The organism is Stenotrophomonas sp. LARHCG68 (assembly GCF_052871705.1).
Genome location: NZ_JBIXJV010000009.1, coordinates 1 through 20264 on the forward strand (window position 1 = coordinate 1; position 20264 = coordinate 20264).

The window sequence follows — 20264 nt, forward strand, 5'->3', positions numbered from 1 at the left end:
ACATTGTGGAGACGGTCAACAAGGAGAGCCGCATTGGGGAGTGGCGCTCCTGCTTCGGCGGGAGCATTCGTTCAGTTCGGCTAAGCTCTCACGGTGGAGACGCGCTCCGCATGAAGGAGTTCAAGTCGATGGTGGATGGCGGGTCAAAGCTGGTGCAAACCCATGATGATGGCATGGGTATCGTTTGTGGTAGCCTTCGAAAGTTCGTCGGCGTCGCGCTGGATCAGATCGCAATCAATCGCATTGCACCGGCGATGTGATCGCTGCATAGAGCTACTGCAGATATACGACCAGCTGACTCGTGAGCACTGACGCGGTCAACGACTCTGCTGCCGACAATGGTGCGTAGGGCGTTGGGTCTGCCGGATCTTTGAGTGCCGTAGGGGCCGCTTAAGGGGGGGGGCTAAAGCCTTTTCCTGATGCGTTCGAGGAAGCAATCAAAGCGAGCGATGCTGATGGCTTGGCGGTTGCCGCAGGTAGGGCAGATCAAAACCGCACCACGTTGCAGATCGATGAGGCCATCGTTGAGCCGCGCGCTGAGATTGTGACAGCAAGCAAGGCACCGGCATTCGACCCGCGTAATCTGTAGCAGCCGATCTCTTTCGTCCGTTTGGCCGATTACTTCATGCAAGTAGAACTGACCGGTATTGGGCATGCCATCTTCTCCTGGCGCTAGCTCGGAATGGTTGCTCTGGCTACCATGATACCTGTTCCTGGATGACTGGCTGATGCGCCCTCTCACGAGCTTTTGCGGCAACATGCACTCGGCGTGCTGCATCTGCCAATGCGAAAGGGGCAATCAGGTAGCAGCCGGGGCAGGCGATGGTGCGCTAGGGATGCCCTGAACAATCGTCGCTGAGTGCTGGATTTCAGGCGCCGAAGTGGTCCGGAGCCGCCAGAGGCAGAGGATTGTTGTTTCTCATCGCTCTGGCGGCGCCGCACTGGCCCCTCAGGGCGGATTTATCCCTATGCCGACAGCAACTGCCGGCGCACCATCCACAGATTGGACAGCGCAAACAATGTCAGCACCTGTGCAGTGTTCTTAGCCAGGCCGCGGTAGCGCACCTTGGTGTAACCGAACTGACGTTTGATCACCCGGAACGGGTGCTCGACCTTGGCACGCATGCTTGCCTTGCAGCTCTCCCAGCGTTCAACCTGCTTGCGCTCCCGCGCGTTGCCAATGGCCTTGGCCTGCGAGCGCTTGGCGGCGGAAGAACATCGCCTTGCAGTCGGACAGCTCAGCGCGCTTGTCTGCACCGGTATAGCCGCGTACCACTGCTGCAGCGGGTGGATGCGCAGCATCGTCTCCATCGAATACGGCGGCCGACCCACGCGGCCTGAGCGCGGGTAGTGCGGCTCGATCTGAGCCAGCAGCGCGTTCAACGGCACTATCTGCTCCATCTCGGCAAGGAAGATCTCGCGCCGGGTTTGCTTGCGCTTGCCCAGGCCCTCAGCATCACCAAATGTCAGCTGCATGGATAGCTTCTCAACGTGTGCCGCCATTGTCTCTCAGGCTGCTGGCCAGCGGCCGGCACTACCGAAGTAGTTGTTCAGAGCATCCCTAGTGTCGTGTCCCAGAGATAACTTTGCCAAGACGGGCGAGCTTTTCCAGGATCGAGTCGGCCGTTGCCGACCATGAGAATGGCTTCGGATGCTGATTCCAATGATCGACGAACTTCTGGATGCGTTGTCGTAGATCCGAGACCGAAGTGAAAGATCCCCGGCGGATGGCACGCTGTGTGATGATGCCGAACCAACGCTCGACCTGATTGAGCCATGAGCTATAGGTCGGCGTGAAGTGCAGATGGAATCTTGGCCTGCGGGCCAGCCATGCCCGCACCTTCGGATGCTTGTGCGTAGCGTAGTCGTCCACGATCAGATGCACGTCCAGAGCTTCCGGCACATTGGCCTCGATATGCCGCAGGAAGGACAGGAACTCCTGGTGTCGATGCTTGGGCTTGCATTGCGTCAAGACCGTGCCATTGGCCACGTCCAAGGCAGCGAATAGGGTTGTCGTGCCATGGCGAACGTAATCGTGGGTCACGCGTTCCACGTAACCCAGTCCCATCGGCAGCAAGGGCTGTGTTCGCTCCAGCGCCTACACCTGGCTCTTTTCATCCACGCACAGCACCAGCGCATGGTCCGGAGGGTTCAGATACAAGCCCACGATGTCGCGAGCCTTCTCGATGAAGAACGGATCATTGGATAACTTGAACGTCCGGCTTCTGTGTGGCTGCACGCCGAACAGTTTCAGGTACCGCTGCACCGAACTCTTGGAAACACCCGTCTCACCAGCCAGCCCACGGATCGTCCAGTGCGTTCCCGCTTCCGGCTTGCGCAGCAACGCCGCGTTGAGCAACTCGGCGATGCGATCATCGTCGTGCGACCGGGGGCGTCCCGGCTTGAACGCGTCATGAAGTCCCCGGACACGCGCTTCCCGGAAACGCTTGCGCCAGTTCGACACCGCCGCCGGCGTTACCTTGGTTCGGCGTGCAATCTCACGGACCGTCAAGCCATCGTCACTCCACAAGATCATCTGTGCCCGCCGCACCAGAGCATGCGGAAGGCTGCGGGAGCCGGCAATCGCTTCAAGCTCGGCACGCTCTTGCGCGCTCACTCCCAGTTCCAGTTGCGGACGCCCCATCTGCCTTCTCGCCATAATAGCTACTACGCTGCATTCCCAAGCAGCAGCTTGTCGAGCACATAGCCTGCACGGAAAGGCCGTCGATGGTGTGCGCAATGTGCAGAAAGGAAGTGGGGTGATGCCCCGAAAAGGAATTGGTCCCCAGAGTGCATCTATTGATTGCGCCAGCAAGTTGCCTGCAATGGAGCGTGGATATGCAAGTGCTGTGAGAAGATGATTCAGAGCCCGGTGGCGTCACAGGTCTTGGATCAGTGAAAGGTATGGATTGTTGGGGGGTATGCCCTGGAACAGCGCGGTCGCGTCTTCCAGCAGGTAGCCATGCAGGCGGCGAGATTTCCTGGGGCCGGTGACATCGCAAGTCCAGATGTTCAGGCCGCTCGGCTGCTTCCGATGCAGTTGCAGCCGCTCGAAGCGTTTTTGCACCCACTGCCAATCCTGCTGGTTCTCCTGCTTGGCGAGCGTGCCGACCTCTGGGTGTTCCTGCGCATAGCGTTGGAACACGCCCGGGCTGACGAGATAGGCTGTGTCGCTCACCGTATGCACCAGGGCTTTCGCGTCGTTGATGATGAGCCGACGAGAGGTGACCCCCTGCTTGAGCCATGCCGTGAAATGCTCGCCCGACAGCTGCGCTCTCTTGGAAGATGGCTCGGCCTGAGGCACCGTTGATTGGTGAAGCGCGACGCCCGTCGCGGGTACGGATGGTTCGGTGCGTGTCGGATGCACCGCGTCCGCGGTAGCCGTTGCTTCCGGCCCGGTGCTGAGTGTGCCGCTCATGCCAACCATGGCCAGCATGTCCTCCATCACGTCAGGCATGGGCTGGCCTGCGGGCGGTGACGCGGTGACGATGGTACTGTCACCCTCCCATGGCGGCGTCTGCTGGCCTTCCGGGGCTGGCTGCGCTACGGTCGCCAGCAGAGTATCCGGCGCACCGGCGTCGCTATCTGCAGCAGGCGTCGCGTCGATCGCCACCGTGCCGGCAAAAGGCGCCGGTCGCTCGCCAAATTCCCAGATCAGCGGGGGAGCGAGGCGCAACAGGGTGAATGAATGGGACCAGCCGCTCGCGCTGGTCACGGTCGCGCGCCAGACTGCCTTGTCCTCCGGCGTCGGCTGCAACATGCCGTGGTCCTGCAGCACGTTGAACACGGCGGTGTTGTTCGAGGGAATGCCGTCAATGCCTTGGGACAGCAGATGCGCGCGCAGCTTGTCGGAAACCGTCTTGCTCACCAGCCATAGTGCGTCCTCGGTGAGCCAGCCATCAGAGGCCTCGGGCTGGTTCAGCTTCAACTCTTCCTTGAGCAGATAACGCAGCCCGTCGAGTAGCTTGCGTTGCAGCGCGTGCTTAGGCGCGGCCATGGCGCGAGCGGGATCGCCCCCCAGTTCCTGGGCCACCGAAGCCCGGTCTGCCTGCACGACGAGTTCGCCCAGCACGCCCGCGCATTCGTACTGGCCGGCCAGGACGTAGAGCAGCGGCCCCCACAGATCGGGGTAGCCACTGAGCCAATCCAGGATATGGGCATCCAGCAGTTGTCGGTAGAGCAATCCCGTCGCGGCACTGTGCAGGCGGTACTCGCGGTCCTCGCGGTAGCGGAAGCGGTACGACTGGTGCAGCGGGCCGTGCCACGGGTGCCAGGTGCTGCCATCGGCCAGCTCGACGTGCAGATCGACAGCGATCTTGCCAATGTCGTGCAGTAGCGCAGCATAGGCAACGGCGGCTGTCCAGGCCTCGGACTGCGCCGCTTGGTCTTCGGGATTGGCGCCGATGGGCAGCAGATGGGACTGCCGTAGCTTCAGGCTGTAAGCGACGATTTCGAGGCCGTGATCGAGCATGCCGCCCGGGTATGCGTGGTGATGCGCTTCGGAAGCCGGGAACCCCTGGACCAATTCGGCGTAGCGTTCTAGCGGCGTGCGGTACAGGGTGGCGAACTGTTTGCGCGAGAGCGATGTGCGATGCCAGATGTGCTCCAGCAGCTTCTGCCGGCGCGGCGTCGCCAGCAGCGATGCCGCCGACTCGGGCCGCAACAACCCTTTCGGAAGATCGGTGGCGGGCGCTGGCGACGGAGCGGCAGCGACCGGGGGCCGTTTTCGCTGGAACAGTGAGAGCATGTAAGTGTCCTGGTGGCGGGCCGACCGGGAGGCCTTTTCGCCTTTTCGAGGTAGGGCCTTTCCCCTTGCACCCCATTCCCTTGCCCTTTCTGCCCTTTGGCCTTTAACCATTTGGGTATAGGGCGTGGGGCATTGACCGTCCACGGCCAATGCGGGGTTCGGCGGGCCGGATTGATGCGTGAAGGCTTGGTGTTCCCGCACTACGATGGGCCGATTCTTGGACTCGGGAGGACGCCATGCGACCCCATATTGACATGGTAAGGAATATTCCTTACCATCGAGGCATCGCTATTAGGAGAACGGCCATGCCTGCCATTCATGAAATTGCCACCCTGACCTCAAAAGGCCAGATCACGCTGCCCAAGCCCATCCGGCAGGCGCTCGGCGTCGATGCCGGCGGCAAGGTTGCGTTCGACCTGCGTGACGGAGAAGTCGTCGTGACCCGTGCCAACGCCGAGCATGAGGACCCCGCCATCGGTGCGTTCCTGAGTCTGCTGGCCCGCGACATCGAGGCGGGCCGGAACGTCCATGGCCTGCCCGAGGACCTGGCTCGCGCCATGCTGGAGCAAGCGGGTCACGGCGTGAAGCTGGACGAGGAAATCGACGGGGAAGTGGCGCTCTGATGCAACGGCATGGCTGGACGCTGCTATTCCATGACTGCGTAATCGAGCAGTTGCAGAAGTTGGATGCAGCGGCGCGGCGCGCGCAGGAGAACGACCCGGAGGGCTTCGAGTCCAACGCCAACGTCAAGCTCTTCCGGGCTTTGAGTCAGTTGATGCTGGATGTGGTGCCGGGTGATCCGGCGCGCGACGAGTATCGCCAGGGCAACACCCTGGGGCCCGCCCACCGGCACTGGCGACGGGCCAAGATCGGAAGGCGGTTCCGGCTGTTCTTCCGGTACGACTCGAAGGCGAAGGTCATCGTGTACGCCTGGGTCAATGATGAGCAGACCTTGCGATCATCGGGGAGCAAGTCAGACCCCTATGCCGTTTTTGAGAAGATGTTGGGACGGGGAAATCCGCCAGACGACTGGAACGCATTGGTACTGGCAAGCAAGCAGGATTGGAGCAAACTGGAATAGGCATTCCGCATGTAGCAGGAGACGACCATGAGTAGGACAACCCGCACCAGCACCGCAGAACGGCTTGGCCACAGCTTCGGCCGCGGATGGCGCGCCTATGCCCGCGGCGAAGGGCGAGTGTCGAACTGGCTGGCCTCCAGGGGGGTACCGGCGGCTGGCGCCACCGCGCTGCTGTGGTTGGTCAAGTTGGTCGTGCTCGGTGTGCTGCTATACACCACCTTCTGGCTGGCTCTGCTGCTGGTGTTCACCGCAATGGTTGCCCGAGCTGCCGGGAATGTGTCCATTGAAGACGACGAGAAAGCGGAATGGCGGATGGGCTGGTCAGGCTATGGTCTATATCGTGGCGAAACGCGCGTCGATCCTGGACAAGATGAGGATGACTAGACCACTTTGTTAACAGCCTTGCTTCCTGCGGCTTTGGCCCCATCGGTCGACGTCGCCATCATCTGTGCAATGTTGCCTGCCCGAATGCCGGCCCAGGCAAGCGCTCCAACCCAGAATGCGGGTAGCACGATGAACATTGCCCCCATGACGAAGTTCAAGAGCAGGTCGCCGAACGCATTGTTCAAGCCGACCAGCGGATCGAAATTGTTGTGCGGCCGATTCCACCCCCAACCCCACCCGTAGAGCGCATCGAGGATGGTGCTGTCGATCCAGCGTGCGAGCTGGAACCAGAAATCCACGAAGAACAGCGCGAACTGCACGACGCTGACGGTGATGACCGTCTTCAGGTCATAGGTGCCCACGACCAGCACCAGCGGGATGCAGATGACCAGCGCCAGCTTGAGCAAGGCCAGCACCATGGGCAGCGCCTGGCGCACTACATCCATGGCAGGGAACGCGGCAATCGCTCCAACCGCCAGGCCTACGTCGCCGGTGGCCCGCGTCACGATGTTCGGCAAGGTCTTGTCGATCTGGCCGCCGTAGTCGGTATAGACCGAACCCTGGTTGAGCTTTTGCTGCCGCGGTGAGGCGATCGTGCGAATCACCGAATCGTCCACCTGGGCCCGGCTCAGGAACCCGGCCCAGCCCGCCAAGCGATTCAGCAGGCTCGGATCCACCTGGCCCAGTAGCCGTGCGCGCAGGCCGTTGCTGCCGTCGACCCACCATTGCCTGCAGGTCGGGTAGCCGCCGCTGCTGGCCACCTGCGCCAGCCCCGCATCGCGGGTGCTGTCGTAGGGCCAGTCGTTGCGTGGCGTGCTGGATCGATAGTTATCGTAGTAGCCAGCCGTGTCCGTAAAAAAGCGCGAGCCGATCCAAGTGACATCGTGCATCTGCTCTTCGTCAAGCTGTGGGCGCTGCATGAACAATTTCGCTCGGGCCGGCCCGTAGCAGTCGTGCGTGAAGTCCGCCACCTCCTGAGCCAGTACCGGATCGTCGATGCGCGTGGCGTCGATCTCCATCCTCATCTGCCGCAGGTCCGTCCCGCACGGGATCGCCGCCACCGAGGCACCCGTGACGGCGCGCGAGAGCGCGTGCATGAAGCCCCACCAGACCGGCACCTTCGCCGACTGGTTGTTCAGTGTGCTAAAGGACTGCGACCAGCCGGTATCCGTGGGCTGCGGCACGCTGACCTGGCACTGGGCCGAGCGCGAGCTGTCGTATTGGATGGTGTTGAGATCAACGTCGATGAATGGGATGCCCGCGAACATCACCACCACGATGGCCACGAACACCCGGTTCTCGATGCGCGCAGCCGAAAGCACACCCTTGTTGCCTTCGTCCGCGCCTTCCGCGCGGGCCTTCAGCCATTCCTGCACGATGATTGCCACAAAGGGCAGCGCAAACACCCCGCTGGATACCAGCACGGCCCAGATCCCGTTATGGACGATCCAGGACACAAGGGTGAGGTAGTACTCCAGGTAGTCGGTCGTAAAAAGCGTCATTGCCTGAATCTCCCCTCAGCCCTGCACCAGCAAGCTGGCTTCCAGCGCCACGATAGCGATGACACCGGCGATCTCGCTGCGCACTAGGCGGCGCCGTGCCTGCCTATCTGTGCCGTTCTGGGCTTCACGCGCCAGCAGCCGGCGGCGCATCCAGACCCATCCGTAGGCCGTCGCCACGTACAGGCACAGCCGCCACACCAGGAAATAGCCTGCGGCGGCAGCCAGCCACCGCTCCCAGCCGGCGACGCTGCCGACCAGGTAGATGCCGGCGACGTTGGCTCCCACGGCAGTGGCGATGATTGCCACCGTCCACACCAGCGTCTTCGCCGCGCGCCGGCTGAACAGCCAGCGCGGCCGCAGCCAGGTCGCACTCATGGCCGACCTCCCGGATTGCCCTTTTGCAACTGGTCGAGGCGGTCGGGCACCGGGTCGCCCTCATAGACGCCGCGCGAACCCGCCGCGCGCGTACCATGGCGCTGGATGATGGCCATCGGCGAGTTGTTGGCCAACTCGCGGCGCAACTCCAGTTCGGTCTTGAGGTTGCGGATCTCCTGATCGAGCGTGTTGCTCTCGTTGTTCACCGCCTCGACGGCCAACTGGTTGGCCGCCACGTTGGGTTCCTTCTTGCCCGTCAGCAGGGTCCGCTGGAGCAGCAATGCCTTCTCTAGCACCGACGAGAGAGCGACCTCAGACGCTAAGCGTCGCGCTAACAGGTCTTGATCCGGCTCGTCGCGTAGCGCCTCGATGACGCTGCGGGTGATGGGGAGTGAGTTGCTACCAGCCTCGCGCAGGTTCTCGAACGTCGTGTTGCGCGTCCCCGAGATCAGCTCGTGCAAGGTTTCCAGCTTCGCCTCGTACTCCTCCTGGATCAGCGGCGTCAGTCCGACGCCGGGCACCGTCTCGGTCTTGGTGCAGGAATCGCATGTGCGCTGCTCCTGCTCCCCGAGGACCCGTGTGGCCCATTCGATCGCCTGCTGCGGCGAGGACCAGGTCTGGCATGACAGACTGGCGCAACTGGCTGCTGCGATGGACGATGTATCGGTCACGCCACGACCGTTGACCAGGTTGTAGCCTGCGCGGGTGACATCGCCGACCACCCGAATAGCGGGCTGGCCTGCACCGCCGGCATTGCTGCCGCCAACCCAGGGTACACCGTCATTGCCGCGGCGCGTCTCGGCCTGCTCGATCGCCGACACGGCATCCGTGCTCGACACCGCATCGCGTAGCGCCATGCCTTCGGCCATCTGGTTCCAGCCAAGCTGGCCGCCAGCCGTCTCGGCCATCTTCTCGGCCATCGCCCTGCAAGTGAGCTTCGAACGGTCGAAATCCAGGCGTGCCTGCAGCACGCCGTTGGTCAGCAGGTTGTACAGGCCCGGATCGGCGCGCTGGATGATCAGCGCAGGCAGGGACGCCACCGCGCTGGTCGCGCTCTGGATCACGTTACTCATGATCTGCTGAAAGCCATTCGTGACGCCGTTGAGCTGGTTGCGCAGCGTGGTCTGAATGCTCATGTCTCCGCAGATCAGGTTGCTGTTCCAACCCACGCCGACGCCGATCGAACGCATGCCGGCGGCGCGTCCCATGGATACCGCGCTGCCGCCGCCAATCGAATACATGACGTCATCACCGATGACGGGGCCGCTGTTCTGGTATCCGGCCTGTGCCCATGCCAGGCCGCAGCCCAGGGCGAGCGCGCCGGCCAGTGCCGTCGGACGCAGCAGGCGGCACGCTCTGGTGGAGAGATTCGTCGGTTCAGGACGCTTCATCGCGGCACCTCAGAGGAAATCAACGCTGCCAAGGAACACCTGCCCGCGGCGTTCGCAGCAGGCATACGGCCGCCACAGCGCCCAGGCGTAGTCGCCTTGCTGGGCTTGCGTCAGGGAGCCGCCGCGCGGGAAGACCGTGCAAGACGAGGACAGGACGGGCGTGAGTACCTGCCACTTGCCAGTCGAGGCGTTGCCCTCCATCAGCGCGCCAGCCGGCCAGTAGCCATCGCGGGAATTGGCGAGCAGCGGCTGGTACACGTGCAACTGCCCGCGCCGAGTAACGACGTCGCCGGCACGCTGAGCCACCAGGGCACCGGCCTTGTGATCGTCCGTCTGGTGCAGGAAGCCGCCGCGCGGATACACGTTGCCCCAGAGGTTCAACGTCGAGCGCGCGCCGACCTCGCGCATGCCCGGAATCAGCGCTTCCGGGTAGGCCATCTCGGGCACGTTGTAACGCCAGGCCAGCGTGTCCAAGGTGCTGAGCAGATACGGCATGAACGCCGTGCCCGCACCCTCGCAGAAGTAGCCCGACGATGAGACGAACTGGTTGAACACCTCGACGCCAGGGTGGCCGATCACGTCGGCGTTCTTGAATTTCGCGAGGTTGTTTTCGTGGCCTTCGTTCGTGGTTCCGTCCCCGCCGGCTTGGGCGGATGGGTTGGGCGTGCTCATCGGCCGGACTTCGATCCAGGGGCTCTCGCCGGTGTTGCTGTAGCTGGAGACGACCGCATCGGGAATGTAGTGGCGAACCTTGATGGACGTGCGTACCGTACAGCCCGTCCAGGTGCAGTAGAGCCAGTAGCAGATCCCGACGACGCGGTATTCGAGGCAGTCTGGCGATGCCACCGAGCCGACGATGGTTGCGGTGTTGAGCGCATAGCTGCCCGTGGCGCTGAGCAGCAGCACGGATGCAACGCCAGCCCGCAGGCGGCGCATCAGGTTGAATGGGCGGGTCACGGTTGGGCCCTCCGGTGCTGCTGGATGCGCGTGACGGCGCGGGCCACGTCGGGCTCGCCATAGACCACGTAGCGCTGATCCACCACGACGGCGGGGATGCTGGTGATGCCCAAGCTCCATGCGTCGGTGACGCCCTGGTACGCGGATGCAATGCGGCGCTGAAGGTCGGCACCGCTACTGTTCAGCCGACGCTTGACGATGGCGGCGGCCTCTTCAGGATCGGCGGGGAGTTCGGCAGAAAGCTCCGCTTCAATCCGATGTGCTTCGTCCAGCTCGATCAGCCGCTCGCCGCCCATGGTCTTGACCGGGTGGCGGCTGTCGGTGACGACCACCACGTCGGCGGCGAAGGTGGCCGGGCTGAAAACCGCGAGAGCGGCCGGCAGCGCAACGGCCAGACCAAGGGTCCGCCAGCCCGGCGCGAACCTGGAAAAAGAAGCTGGCATGTCGCGTGCTCCTGAAAGTTGATCAGGGTCATAGTCAAACGCCGAACCCAATGCGGGCCCCACAAACAATGCGCATCGCGGGCACCCCGCATTCCTGCTTGTCTCGCCGCAAAGAAAAGCGGAGGCCGAAGCCCCCGCAGTGATCAATGAAACGATGCGCTACAGCAGGCCGTGCTCAGCGAAGGAGTACGGATTTCCCAGACCGACGACGATGTGGTCCAGTACCCGAACATCGATGAGCGCCAGCGCAGCCTGCAATCGCTGGGTCAGCGCTTGATCGGCGCTCGACGGCTCAGTGACACCTGAGGGGTGCTGGTGCGCGAAGATCACAGCGGCGGCTTTCAGCTCCAATACACGCTGCACGACGACACGGGGATAGACCGCAGTCGAGTTGATCGTGCCCCTGAACAGCGGTTCGTAGGCCAACACCTGGTGCATGCTGTCCAGGAACACGGCTGCGAATACCTCGTTGGGCTCAGCGACCAGTTTCAGACGCAGGTAGTCCCGCACGGCAGCCGGGCGGCTGAGGCACGGTCCGACTTTGAAGATCCGTCTCTCCAGCAACGCGATAGCCTGCTGGATGATCCAGTCCTCATGCTGGGCTGCGACGGCGGAAAGCGACTCCACGCAGGAGTCATTGACGACGAAAGACATGGCGAACCTCCGGAGGGTGAAATCGAAGGGCGCCCGCCCTGGGAGGGCAAGCCCTCCTGGGGATAGGAACAATGGAACAAGGTGCATCCACCACCGCGCAGCGGTGGTTGTTCGCGGCCAGGATGCGGAGCGAACGGGTATCGGTCAGCACGGACAACCGCGCCATAGCCTCGAAGACCGAGGGCTACCTGGGCATGTCGCCGACAACGTCGGCAGGCATTTCGGTGGTGGTTGTGGCGGCAGTTTCGTCAGCGGAAAGCATGTCCATGGCCGACAGCAAGGCATCGCCTTCGATCGGCCCCTGCAGCAGGATGGCCTGGCCCGTCTGGCGATCAAGCAGGCGCAGCGACGGCGTGGCTGTCACGCCGCTTTTGGTGGCCTCCGTGGCCTGGGCGCGGATGACGGTATCGGCCCGTCCGCTCGCCATGCACTGTTCGACGGCCGGCGTCGATTCCGGGTAGCGCAGGCCATCGGGCAATCCCTGGCCGTCGCTGCGCGTGTGAGCATAGACCCACTCGACGGCCTGCCAGAAGGCAGCATGCCCGCCGGCTTCGGCGACGCACTCGACAAGACGCGCCTCAGTCGACGCGGCCGGCTCGTGTGTGGCCAGAGGCTGGTGGTGCCATTGCAGGGCCACGTCGGCGTTGCTGCCAACCCAGCGTTTGAGCAGCGGAAAGTACTCCCGGCAGAACGGACATTCCAGGTCGGCATAGAGCGTCAGCGTGAAACGGCCCTCGGGGTTGCCCATCTGCCAGGGCGGGCCGGCCACCTGCGCCGTGCTGACCGGCCTGGGCGATTGCGGTGAGGATTCACCGGGCGACCGGAACACGAGCCAGATCAGCAGCAGCGCGATCAGCGCAGCAGCCAATGCCCAAGGCCAGCGGGGCCAGCGGCGACAACGGAACGCCTGCACCTGCATCGGAATGGCAGGACGTTTCTGTTCCATGGCGTTCTCCGGCTTACGACAGTTCCAGGGCTGGCGACTCTATGCCGCGTGCCTGGTCGATCTTCTCGGCCACTTTGAAAGCTGCTTCCAGTTCAGTGCAGCCGTATTGCTGCATGAGCTGGTAACGCTCTGCCTTCTCTTCGGGTTCGGTTTGCGCGAGCGTGAGGTACAGGCTCGGCGGCACGGCGCGGAACAGCACTTCCAAGCTCTTGGAGAGGATGACGCCCTCGGTGAATTTCCCCGCCTCTTTGCGCGCCGAAAGCATCAGCGCCTTCTGCGCGGGCGAGAGTTCGCGGAACCGGGCGATCTTCTCCACCTCGTCCGGCGGCATCGACAGGCAGATCCACCACTCGATCATGTTGAGCATGGGCTCCGCGGCACGCGGCAGGTCGTCGATGTTCTGCGTCGCGAGCCAGAACCAGGCCCCCAACTTGCGCCACATCTTCGTGATCTTGACCACGTAGGGCGCGAGCAGCGGGTTCTTCGTGATGATGTGCCCTTCGTCGGTCACGTTGATGATCGGGCGGCCCAGATACTGGTCGCGCTCGGCGATGTTGTTCACCGTGCTGATCAGGCTGATGTAAGCGATGGAGAGCTGGGCGTTGTAGCCCTCACGAGCGTAGGTCGCCAGATCCACCAGCGTGATGTCGGCTTCGGGCCACGGCGTGCCGTCGCGGTCGAACATTTCGCCGTCCGTGCCTTGGCAGAACATGTCCATCGCGTCTGCCATCTCCAGCAGCCGCACGCGGCGCATCTCGGGCAGTGTCGGGTCCTGGCCCCGGGCGCGCAGCGCATTGCGCACGTCGCGCGTGAGGACCGTGCGCTTCTCGGCCACGCAGTGCTCGGCGGCGTCGAGGATGCACTGGCGGATGAGCGAGCGATCGGCCCGCGTCATCCGGGCTTCTTCCTTGTCTTCGCCGCCCGTGATCATCAAACGCGCCGTGATCTCCAGTTCGCCCAGCACGTCACGCTGTTCGTCGGCCTCCATGGCCGAGGCATCCGGTGGTAGGTCTTCATCCAGCGCATCGGCATCGAGCGTCTGCACGTCGCTTGGCGTCTCGATCAGCCGGCGCGCATCGGCGAATGGCGCGAGGCTGATGCCCGAGCCAGGTGACAGCTTGACCCGGTTTACGGTGAGGCTCAGGCGCTTGGCGAAATCGCTGAACAGGCCGAAGCTGTTGCCGGCTTCCACGATGAAGAGGCGCGGCCGGTAGATGGCCGTGACCTGGTTCAAGAGGTTGTTGAGCGTAGCGCTCTTACCGGAGCCGGTGGGACCGAACAGGAACAGATGCGCGTTCATCTGCCGGTCCAGGCGGTTGAGCGGGTCGAAGGTGATCGGCCCACCACCGCGGTTGAACATCGTGATGCCGGGGTGCCCCGTACCCTGGGCGCGGCCCCACACCGGCGACAGGTTCGCCGCGTGCTGGGCGAACATCAGTTGGATGTACCACTTGCGCCGGTCCTGGCCGGGGTTGTAGCAGCACGGTAGCCAGCGCAAGTAGCTGTTGAGCGGCGCCACCTCGTCGTCCTCGCGCACCGGCTGCAAGCCGGCATTGAGCATGACGTTCGCCAAGTCCAGCCCGCGCCGGTCCAGTTCCGCCTCGTCGCGCCCGCGCAGGTAGAACGCCAGAGTTCCCTGGTAGAGCTTATGCGCGCTGCCGATCAGCGAGCGGGCCTCCTGCGCGTCCTTGAGCGTCTGCTCCGACGCCAGCGTCTCTCCCACGGCCTTCTTTGCCAGGTGGTTGAGGTCCGCTTCCAGGACATCCTGCGGTGTGGCAACCATCGTGAGACACATCAGCGTGTCTTCCGGCATCTGGTCGAACAGGGTGTTGATCGCATCGCCCTTGCGGGTTTCGCCGGTCAAGTGCCCCGTGCCGGGCGGCATGCGCAGGCGGTCGGTGATTAGCACGCGATGCGGCATGCCGTCGAAGTGCCAGGTGCCGTGCGCCACGTCGGATCGCGGCTGGCCGAAGAACAGCCGCTGGCTGAAATCACGCCCGCTCGCAAGCTCGATCTCGCCTTCCTCGGTCTCGTCAGGGTAGCGCGCGAGCGCGTAGAACCGCTCGCGGTCTTCCACGCCCGGCCCCAGCAGAGTTGGGCGCGGGTTGAACCAGCGCAAAAGCCAATCGTGAACCCCGGCCGCATCCATGCGCCGAGCCTGGATGCCAGCGTTCGCCAGCCCGCCGCACAGGCGGTCGCAGACGATATTGAGCATTTGTTCGGGCGTCTGGCCGCGGCGGCTCGCCTGGCCGGTGGCCCGGCGATAGACAACCATGCGCACGCGCCGCGTCTGGCCCCGCCAGCGCAGCCGCGTTACCACCGTGTCCTCAAACAGCCCGCCCGGCTTGGCCACCGCCCGCAGGTGGTGGCCGAAGAAGCGCAAATAGAACTCCGTGAACGCCGTGCCGCGGGCGCGCGGCTGCACGTAGTCGCGCAGGGTCTGCATGTACTGGTCGAAGCTGGGCTCGTCCTGCGCGTAGAGCTGGAGCACCCAGGGGTTCTCGTCCAGTTCGTCGAACGAGTCTTGCAGCGCGTTCTCGAGCGCATCCCGGGCATGCGCGAGCCAGCCGGGTTCCCGACCTTCGGTGCCCAGCGGCACCAGCTCGTAGAAGGCCGCGACCGATTGCCCGTCCTCCAGCAGCATGGACTTCGATTGGGGCAGAAATTCCACCCAAGGCAGCAGTTCCGTGAAGGACGGCGCGACGTCGTACAGCGCCTGCTCGTCTGCCAAGGTCGCTGGCCTGCGGTCCTGGACCGCCGCGCCGGGTTCAGGGATGCCGGCCTGTCGCAAGGTCTCGACGTGGCGCTGCCAGCCGTCCGGCTGCTCGTCCTCGCCAGCGCCGGATGCGGCCAGCTTCGGCCAGGGGAGTTTCCAGCGCATCAGTAGTCCTCCACGCGCTCGCCCGGCATGGCGTACTGCACGCGCTGGTAGAGGGGGAAGACCGTCGTGTAGCCCGGAACCGGCACGGGGTCCGTGCCCGCCAGATGCGGGTACACGTACGTCACCAGGTCGGGATTGGGCAGACGCTGGAACTGGCGATAGACCTCGTTGCGCGCCGTGCGCGTGTAGCGCATCTGCTCGGCGGGCGCGGCCTGCACGTCGGCGTCGGTCAGCGGCCGGCGCAGGCTCTGGCGTGCATCGAGCAATTGCCTGCGCGCCACTTGGCCGGCGCCACCGCCGCCGTCGCCGGCGTTGGTCTCCCAGATGTCCATCATTGTGCTGTCGCCGTGCGGCAGCAGCTTTTCCTTACTGGTGGCGCAGCCGCCGAGCACCGCGACGGCAAGAGCCAGCGCCAGGCCCTTATTCAAGTTCGAGAGCATGGCTTTCTCCTGCGCGGTGATCGACCTTGCGGCCTTCGGGATCGAAATCGATGGCGAGCGGCTTTTCGAGATGGACGGCGACCTTCGCGCCGGGTTGGACATAGACGGCGGCGAAGGCCTGGCCGTACAACTTGTTCACCCAATCGGCCATGTCCCGCACGCCACCGGCCAGGATGCGACCTACGGCTTCGTTGCTGGAAATGCCGACGCTGCCGATGGAACCGTCTGCGCCCACGTAGGACATCTGGCCGCTGTCGCTGTCGATAAGCGACGCCACGCCCGCACCCGCCGCGGTGATCAGCGCCTGCGAACCGAGGTATTGCTGGGCGTTGCTGCGCCGCTCTCCACTGACACAAGGAATGCCATACGGGTCGCTGATCCAGCCCAAGCCGTCGCGCTGCTGGTTGTTCTGCTGGTTGCCGTCGCGGTCTTCGGGAATCGTCCGAATGGTTCCGTCATGGAACACAAAGGTGATGCTGCGCACCTGGCCGCGCGCACAAGAGAGCGTCCAGTCGCCCGAGGCAGTGCCGGAAAACACGGCGCCGGCCACATCGGGAATGTCGATGCCGTTTGCCGTGAGGTTGTCGGGGCCAACCAGGACTTTGAACGGATACGGATCGTTGACCGTGCCGTCAATCGGCACGCGGCCGATCAGCGCCGTCATCGCCACAGAGCCCATGAGCGTCGAATTGGTCGGCACCGTATAGACAGGCTTCGCCGTCTTGACCCCGGCAGCGCGGGCGCCGGCGTTCGCCACGGTTTCCGCTGTCGTTTCCAGCGTGCTTTGCGCTGGGCCGAAGCTCGTCGGGAAGCTCATGCCACTGCCCGTGCCACGACTGCCGTTGCGTCCCTCGGTCTTCTTCGCGTCGTCCGGCTCGACCCAGCGCAAGCCGCCTTCCATGCCGGCCTCGTCGCCATCGCGCAGCCCCAGGCCGACGGGCAGATCGGCATGGCCGCCGCCGCGCCCACCGATGCTATCCAGACGCCGCTGCAGGTCGGCGAGCAGCCCTTCGGTCTGCTGTCGCGCACTGGCAGCTTGTTCCTGATCGCGGCGCAGGTTGGAGCGCTCGGATTCGAGGGCCGAATTGATGCGCTGATCGATGGAGTTCTCGCGCTGGCGCAGGCGCTGGTTCTCCTCGCGCTGGGACTTGTTGTCGGACAGGGCGGTCTGAAGCTCGGTGCGCAACTGCTTCACCTGCGCCACGAGCGTCGCTACGGTATCGCGGGGGGTATCGCCCTCGATGCCCAGCGCCTTCATTTCCTCCGGCGTGAGCTTGGCGCCGGCATCCGCGGCGGGAGGCGCAGACGAGCTTCCACCCGAAAACATCCGGATGGCGATGAACAGCACCAGCAGGGCCACGGGGATCATCAACCACTTCAGGAGTCCGTTACTGCGCATGGCGGGACTCCTTGCTGGCGGTGGTGGCCTCGGCTTCGGGTTGCGGCAGATGCGCGGCTGGGTCGAAGCGGTTGATCGCCGGCAGCAGCGACTGGGCAAGGCCGTGCCCGCGCGTCACCAGGTACAACACGGTCGTGTCCTCGGGCGTTCCGCGCGGGCCGAGTGCTTCGTGCTGGAAGGTGGCGGTGAGGAAGTCGCCTTGCAGCACGCGGGGGTCGAGAGTGATCCAGCCGCCGCTGCTATTGGTCAGGCGCACGGCCGTGACCCACTGGTCTTCCAGACGCCACGAGGCGAGCGCGACCGCGCGCACGGGCTGCGTCGGCATCAGCGTGCCGAGGTCGAAGTCGCGGCGCAGGTTCACCCGCATGACGCCCGGCAGCGGCTCCACAGTGCGCAGCGGTGCGTAGAGGTTCTGCGCGGCATAGCGCGTCAGCACGACCGGAACCGGGGTTTCGCGGCGCGTTGCCCGCGTGCCTGTCGGGTCCTGGGCGCGTGCCGGGGCATCGTCGGCATCGCCGGGCTGATCGCCATAGCGTGCCGGGGTGCTGTTGCCCTCGACGATGCGCACCGGCTCCAGCTCGGCTTCCCCGTCCTTGGGCGGCTCGGCCGCAATGTCCAGCAGGATCAGCGCGCCCGTGTCGGCGTCCTGCAATTGCAGCCGTGTGGGCTCGATCGGCTCGCTGGCGCGCAGGTACACCGCGCCGCCCGCGCTCTGCACCCGCAGGCGTTCGCTGACGCCAGCGGGCACGCCGACGCGGACGTTCTTGTCGATGAACACGATGCGCTCCTGGCCGACCTTCAAGGGCACCGCCAGCGGCATGCGTTCCCAGCGCAGGATTTCCACCGCCTGGGCAGCAGAGGACATGACCACTGCGGCGGCCACGGCCAACAGCCCCGGCAGCTTGAATACAGGGTGCTTCATGGGGTGCTTCCTCCTTGGGGCGCTTGTGGAGACAGGCCGCTTGGCGCCGGGCGCGTTGGCTCCGGCGTACTGATGCGCTGGGGCGTGCCGTCGAAGCAGTCGAGCGCCAGGCCGAACGGGTTGCGCGTCGGATCGACGTCCACCCGCGTGACCTTCACGGGGTAGCGCACGAGGGCCCGCTTGACCTGCTCGGCGCCGTAGTACTCGTCGGCGGTGATGTCCAGCGTCACCACCCAGTCGCGATCGGACACGGTGCGCACGCGCGCCGTGGGGTCGTCTCCATACCCTCGGCCGGGGATCTCGTAGATGCCGCGCACGCGCTGGCGCAGTTCGCCCGTGCTGCGGCGGTAGTCGTAGTCCGCGCGCAGGAAGGCCTGGCAGGACGGCGTGAGGTAGGGCGAGAGCGTGTGGAGGTTGCGGGCATAGTCCTCCTCGCCATTCGTGGGCCAGCGGTTGAGGGCCTGGAACACGTAGAACGTGAACGCATAGACCGATTCGGGCGGCACCTCCCACCATTTCCGGGTGCTTCCGGAGCGCAGGTCGGGCGGGACATGGATGGTCAGATCGCGCGGCGCGCTCCACCAGCCGCCGCCCATGACCAGGGCGACGACGACCAGGGCACAGGCACCCAGGCGAAGCGTCTTGATGTGCGCCTGCAGGTGGGTGATCTCGTTCTTGAACCGGCTCATCGTGCCCCCCTTGAAGCAGACCGTCGGGTGGTCCAGAAGCCGGAGCGCGAGATCAGCACGTGGCCGCCCACCCAGCCCGCCATCAGCGGATGGCGCGTGGCGATGCGCCATTGCAGTTGCCGATACAGCCAGGTGTCGGGGCGCCCGCGCTTGAGGCGGCGCAGGATGCCGCCGCCGATGAACACGCCCAAGGCCACGCCCAGGACGACGAAGGTCGGCGCGATGGCGATCGTGCGGAAGACCCACGACAGCGGCGTGCCGACCAGCAGGCCGGCGGCGCCGGACAGGCCGCAGCAGATCCACAGCTCGTCGGCGGTGAGGCCGCGCACGACAACGGGGTGGCGGTTGAGCCGGTGCGGAAGGAACGTCACGGTCCCGTCCGCACGGACGTGCTGCTGCTCGGACATACCGGCCTCGCCTTACAGGATGCCGGTGGCTTCGGTGAGCAGCCAGATGCCGATCACGAGCAGGACGGCACCGATGGCGACGGTGAGGCCGAACTGGCCCCACGTCTTGCGGCCCGTGTGGATTTCCGCGTAGGTGCCGTAGGCGTGGTAGCAGACGCCGATAAACATCGACGCCACCACCAGCAGGGCCACGAGCATGATGATGTCGTAGCCGTAGTTGCGGATCGTCTCCAGGATGCCGTTGCCGGTTCCGCGGGTCGGGTTCTCCAACTGCGGCAGACCCTGCGCGAACGACAGCGCGGGCAGCGCGGCGGCGCTCAGGGCCACGGCGGCGCGCTGGGCAAGACGGGAAGTGAGGATGCGGTTTGGCATGGTCAGGCCTTTCAGGTCAGGAGAGGAGGAAGAAGGTCAGGACGAGGTACATCGCGACGAAGCGGATGCAGACGCCGAGGAACTGGCGCTGGTTGAGGCGGCTCTCGGACCACCCCACGTAGGCCGTTCGGATGGCCCACACGCCCCACACGAGCAGCACGGCGAAGACGGCGCCGACCAGCACGACCGCCATCGCGGAAGGCGCGATGCCGCTGTTGGCTTGAAATGCCGAAACCTGTGCGCCGTTCATGGCTTGCCCTCCGCAGTCGTCGCCGGCAGCGGCTCGGACGCCCGCTCGGTGCGGTAGTCGCCGGCCAGTTCGGAGGGGTCGCGCGGCTGGGCGCGCGACGGTGTGAGATGGGCTCGGATGCCAGCGCGCACGCGCGCCAGGTCAGCCAACAGCCTCGGGTAGTCGAAGTGGTAGCGCTCGCCCGGCGTGATGGGGGTATGCGCGGCGCTGTCCGCGACGGTGCGCTCCAGCGCGTCGAGCTGGCGCACCGCGGCGATCAGTTCCTGGCGCTGCGCCGGGGACTCGGCCAACGCCATCGGGGACTGCCCCAGCACGAGGGCCGTCACGAGAAAAGTGGGCACGCCGCGATGCGCGGCGCGCAGCCAGATCGAAGCCACCATCGCGCCATTCCTGTGTGATCAGCAATGGGTTGATCGTGGAGATC

22 protein-coding genes and 2 pseudogenes are annotated in these 20264 nt (G+C 64.9%); 4 read left to right on the forward strand and 20 right to left on the reverse strand.

From position 1 onward, the window contains the following. Positions 1–260: hypothetical protein (locus ACIPR8_RS19335; protein WP_446542073.1), on the forward strand; the 260-nt coding region annotated here is incomplete at its 5' end. Positions 261–403: 143 nt separating this feature from the next. On the opposite strand, the gene ACIPR8_RS19340 is transcribed toward ACIPR8_RS19335, so the two are convergent. The 4 genes and pseudogenes from ACIPR8_RS19340 to mobH all read right to left on the reverse strand — a co-directional run bounded on the left by ACIPR8_RS19340 (position 404) and on the right by mobH (position 4747). Then, on the reverse strand, positions 404–655 hold the full coding sequence (locus ACIPR8_RS19340; RefSeq protein ID WP_446542074.1) for a hypothetical protein: 252 nt from the start codon (positions 653–655) through the stop codon (positions 404–406). Between the two features lie 311 nt (positions 656–966). After that, positions 967–1476 (reverse strand): annotated as a pseudogene (locus tag ACIPR8_RS19345) (transposase). An 85-nt stretch (positions 1477–1561) separates the two neighbouring features. Next, positions 1562–2644 (reverse strand): annotated as a pseudogene (locus tag ACIPR8_RS19350) (IS630 family transposase). Between the two features lie 234 nt (positions 2645–2878). Further along, positions 2879–4747 carry a MobH family relaxase gene (mobH, locus tag ACIPR8_RS19355; protein WP_446542075.1) on the reverse strand — a complete coding sequence of 623 codons (1869 nt, stop codon included), beginning with the start codon at positions 4745–4747 and terminating at the stop codon, positions 2879–2881. Positions 4748–5052: 305 nt separating this feature from the next. Between mobH and ACIPR8_RS19360 the strand changes: the two genes are divergently transcribed. Genes ACIPR8_RS19360 through ACIPR8_RS19370 form a run of 3 tightly spaced genes read left to right on the forward strand, consistent with a single transcriptional unit; the run spans position 5053 to position 6212 of the window. Then, positions 5053–5370 (forward strand): type II toxin-antitoxin system PrlF family antitoxin, encoded by a 318-nt coding sequence (locus tag ACIPR8_RS19360; protein ID WP_066126818.1) that lies wholly within the window; start codon positions 5053–5055, stop codon positions 5368–5370. Beyond that, a complete protein-coding gene (locus ACIPR8_RS19365; protein ID WP_446542076.1) occupies positions 5370–5828 on the forward strand; it encodes a type II toxin-antitoxin system YhaV family toxin in 459 nt (152 codons plus the stop codon). Before ACIPR8_RS19360 ends, ACIPR8_RS19365 begins: the two co-directional genes overlap by 1 nt. Before the next feature lie 27 nt (positions 5829–5855). After that, positions 5856–6212 (forward strand): DUF3742 family protein, encoded by a 357-nt coding sequence (locus tag ACIPR8_RS19370; RefSeq protein ID WP_066126822.1) that lies wholly within the window; start codon positions 5856–5858, stop codon positions 6210–6212. Here ACIPR8_RS19370 and ACIPR8_RS19375 read toward each other — a convergent pair. The 16 genes from ACIPR8_RS19375 to ACIPR8_RS19450 form a co-directional block, all read right to left on the reverse strand. Continuing rightward, entirely contained in the window at positions 6209–7714 is a 1506-nt protein-coding gene (locus ACIPR8_RS19375) for a conjugal transfer protein TraG N-terminal domain-containing protein (RefSeq protein ID WP_446542077.1), read from the reverse strand. The two genes, ACIPR8_RS19370 and ACIPR8_RS19375, sit on opposite strands and share 4 nt — an antisense overlap. A gap of 15 nt (positions 7715–7729) precedes the next feature. After that, on the reverse strand, positions 7730–8089 hold the full coding sequence (locus ACIPR8_RS19380; protein ID WP_446542078.1) for a hypothetical protein: 360 nt from the start codon (positions 8087–8089) through the stop codon (positions 7730–7732). After that, positions 8086–9480 (reverse strand): integrating conjugative element protein, encoded by a 1395-nt coding sequence (locus ACIPR8_RS19385; protein WP_066126832.1) that lies wholly within the window; start codon positions 9478–9480, stop codon positions 8086–8088. The genes ACIPR8_RS19380 and ACIPR8_RS19385 overlap by 4 nt, the downstream gene beginning before the upstream one ends. 9 nt (positions 9481–9489) lie before the next feature. Next, positions 9490–10416, reverse strand: coding sequence for a TIGR03756 family integrating conjugative element protein (locus ACIPR8_RS19390; protein WP_446542170.1), 927 nt, complete (start codon positions 10414–10416; stop codon positions 9490–9492). A gap of 17 nt (positions 10417–10433) precedes the next feature. Then, on the reverse strand, positions 10434–10880 hold the full coding sequence (locus ACIPR8_RS19395; protein WP_446542079.1) for a TIGR03757 family integrating conjugative element protein: 447 nt from the start codon (positions 10878–10880) through the stop codon (positions 10434–10436). Positions 10881–11039: 159 nt separating this feature from the next. Beyond that, on the reverse strand, positions 11040–11534 hold the full coding sequence (gene radC / locus ACIPR8_RS19400) for a RadC family protein (protein ID WP_446542080.1): 495 nt from the start codon (positions 11532–11534) through the stop codon (positions 11040–11042). Between the two features lie 184 nt (positions 11535–11718). Then, positions 11719–12480: a DsbA family protein gene (locus ACIPR8_RS19405; protein WP_446542081.1), complete on the reverse strand. Its 762-nt coding sequence runs from the start codon at positions 12478–12480 to the stop codon at positions 11719–11721. A 13-nt stretch (positions 12481–12493) separates the two neighbouring features. Then, positions 12494–15361 (reverse strand): conjugative transfer ATPase, encoded by a 2868-nt coding sequence (locus tag ACIPR8_RS19410; RefSeq protein WP_446542082.1) that lies wholly within the window; start codon positions 15359–15361, stop codon positions 12494–12496. Further along, positions 15361–15801, reverse strand: coding sequence for a TIGR03751 family conjugal transfer lipoprotein (locus ACIPR8_RS19415; RefSeq protein WP_446542083.1), 441 nt, complete (start codon positions 15799–15801; stop codon positions 15361–15363). Before ACIPR8_RS19415 ends, ACIPR8_RS19410 begins: the two co-directional genes overlap by 1 nt. Then, complete coding sequence (locus ACIPR8_RS19420; RefSeq protein WP_446542084.1) at positions 15782–17200, reverse strand: TIGR03752 family integrating conjugative element protein; 1419 nt, start codon at positions 17198–17200, stop codon at positions 15782–15784. Before ACIPR8_RS19420 ends, ACIPR8_RS19415 begins: the two co-directional genes overlap by 20 nt. Next, positions 17190–18122: a TIGR03749 family integrating conjugative element protein gene (locus ACIPR8_RS19425; protein WP_446542085.1), complete on the reverse strand. Its 933-nt coding sequence runs from the start codon at positions 18120–18122 to the stop codon at positions 17190–17192. The genes ACIPR8_RS19420 and ACIPR8_RS19425 overlap by 11 nt, the downstream gene beginning before the upstream one ends. Next, positions 18119–18811 (reverse strand): PFL_4703 family integrating conjugative element protein, encoded by a 693-nt coding sequence (locus ACIPR8_RS19430; protein WP_446542086.1) that lies wholly within the window; start codon positions 18809–18811, stop codon positions 18119–18121. The genes ACIPR8_RS19425 and ACIPR8_RS19430 overlap by 4 nt, the downstream gene beginning before the upstream one ends. Next, positions 18808–19218, reverse strand: coding sequence for a TIGR03750 family conjugal transfer protein (locus ACIPR8_RS19435; RefSeq protein WP_446542087.1), 411 nt, complete (start codon positions 19216–19218; stop codon positions 18808–18810). The genes ACIPR8_RS19430 and ACIPR8_RS19435 overlap by 4 nt, the downstream gene beginning before the upstream one ends. Before the next feature lie 12 nt (positions 19219–19230). Further along, positions 19231–19590: a TIGR03745 family integrating conjugative element membrane protein gene (locus tag ACIPR8_RS19440; RefSeq protein WP_446542088.1), complete on the reverse strand. Its 360-nt coding sequence runs from the start codon at positions 19588–19590 to the stop codon at positions 19231–19233. Positions 19591–19606: 16 nt separating this feature from the next. Beyond that, entirely contained in the window at positions 19607–19840 is a 234-nt protein-coding gene (locus ACIPR8_RS19445; RefSeq protein ID WP_446542089.1) for a TIGR03758 family integrating conjugative element protein, read from the reverse strand. Further along, positions 19837–20220 carry an integrative conjugative element protein, RAQPRD family gene (locus ACIPR8_RS19450; RefSeq protein ID WP_446542090.1) on the reverse strand — a complete coding sequence of 128 codons (384 nt, stop codon included), beginning with the start codon at positions 20218–20220 and terminating at the stop codon, positions 19837–19839. The genes ACIPR8_RS19445 and ACIPR8_RS19450 overlap by 4 nt, the downstream gene beginning before the upstream one ends. Between the last annotated feature and the right edge of the window lie 44 nt (positions 20221–20264).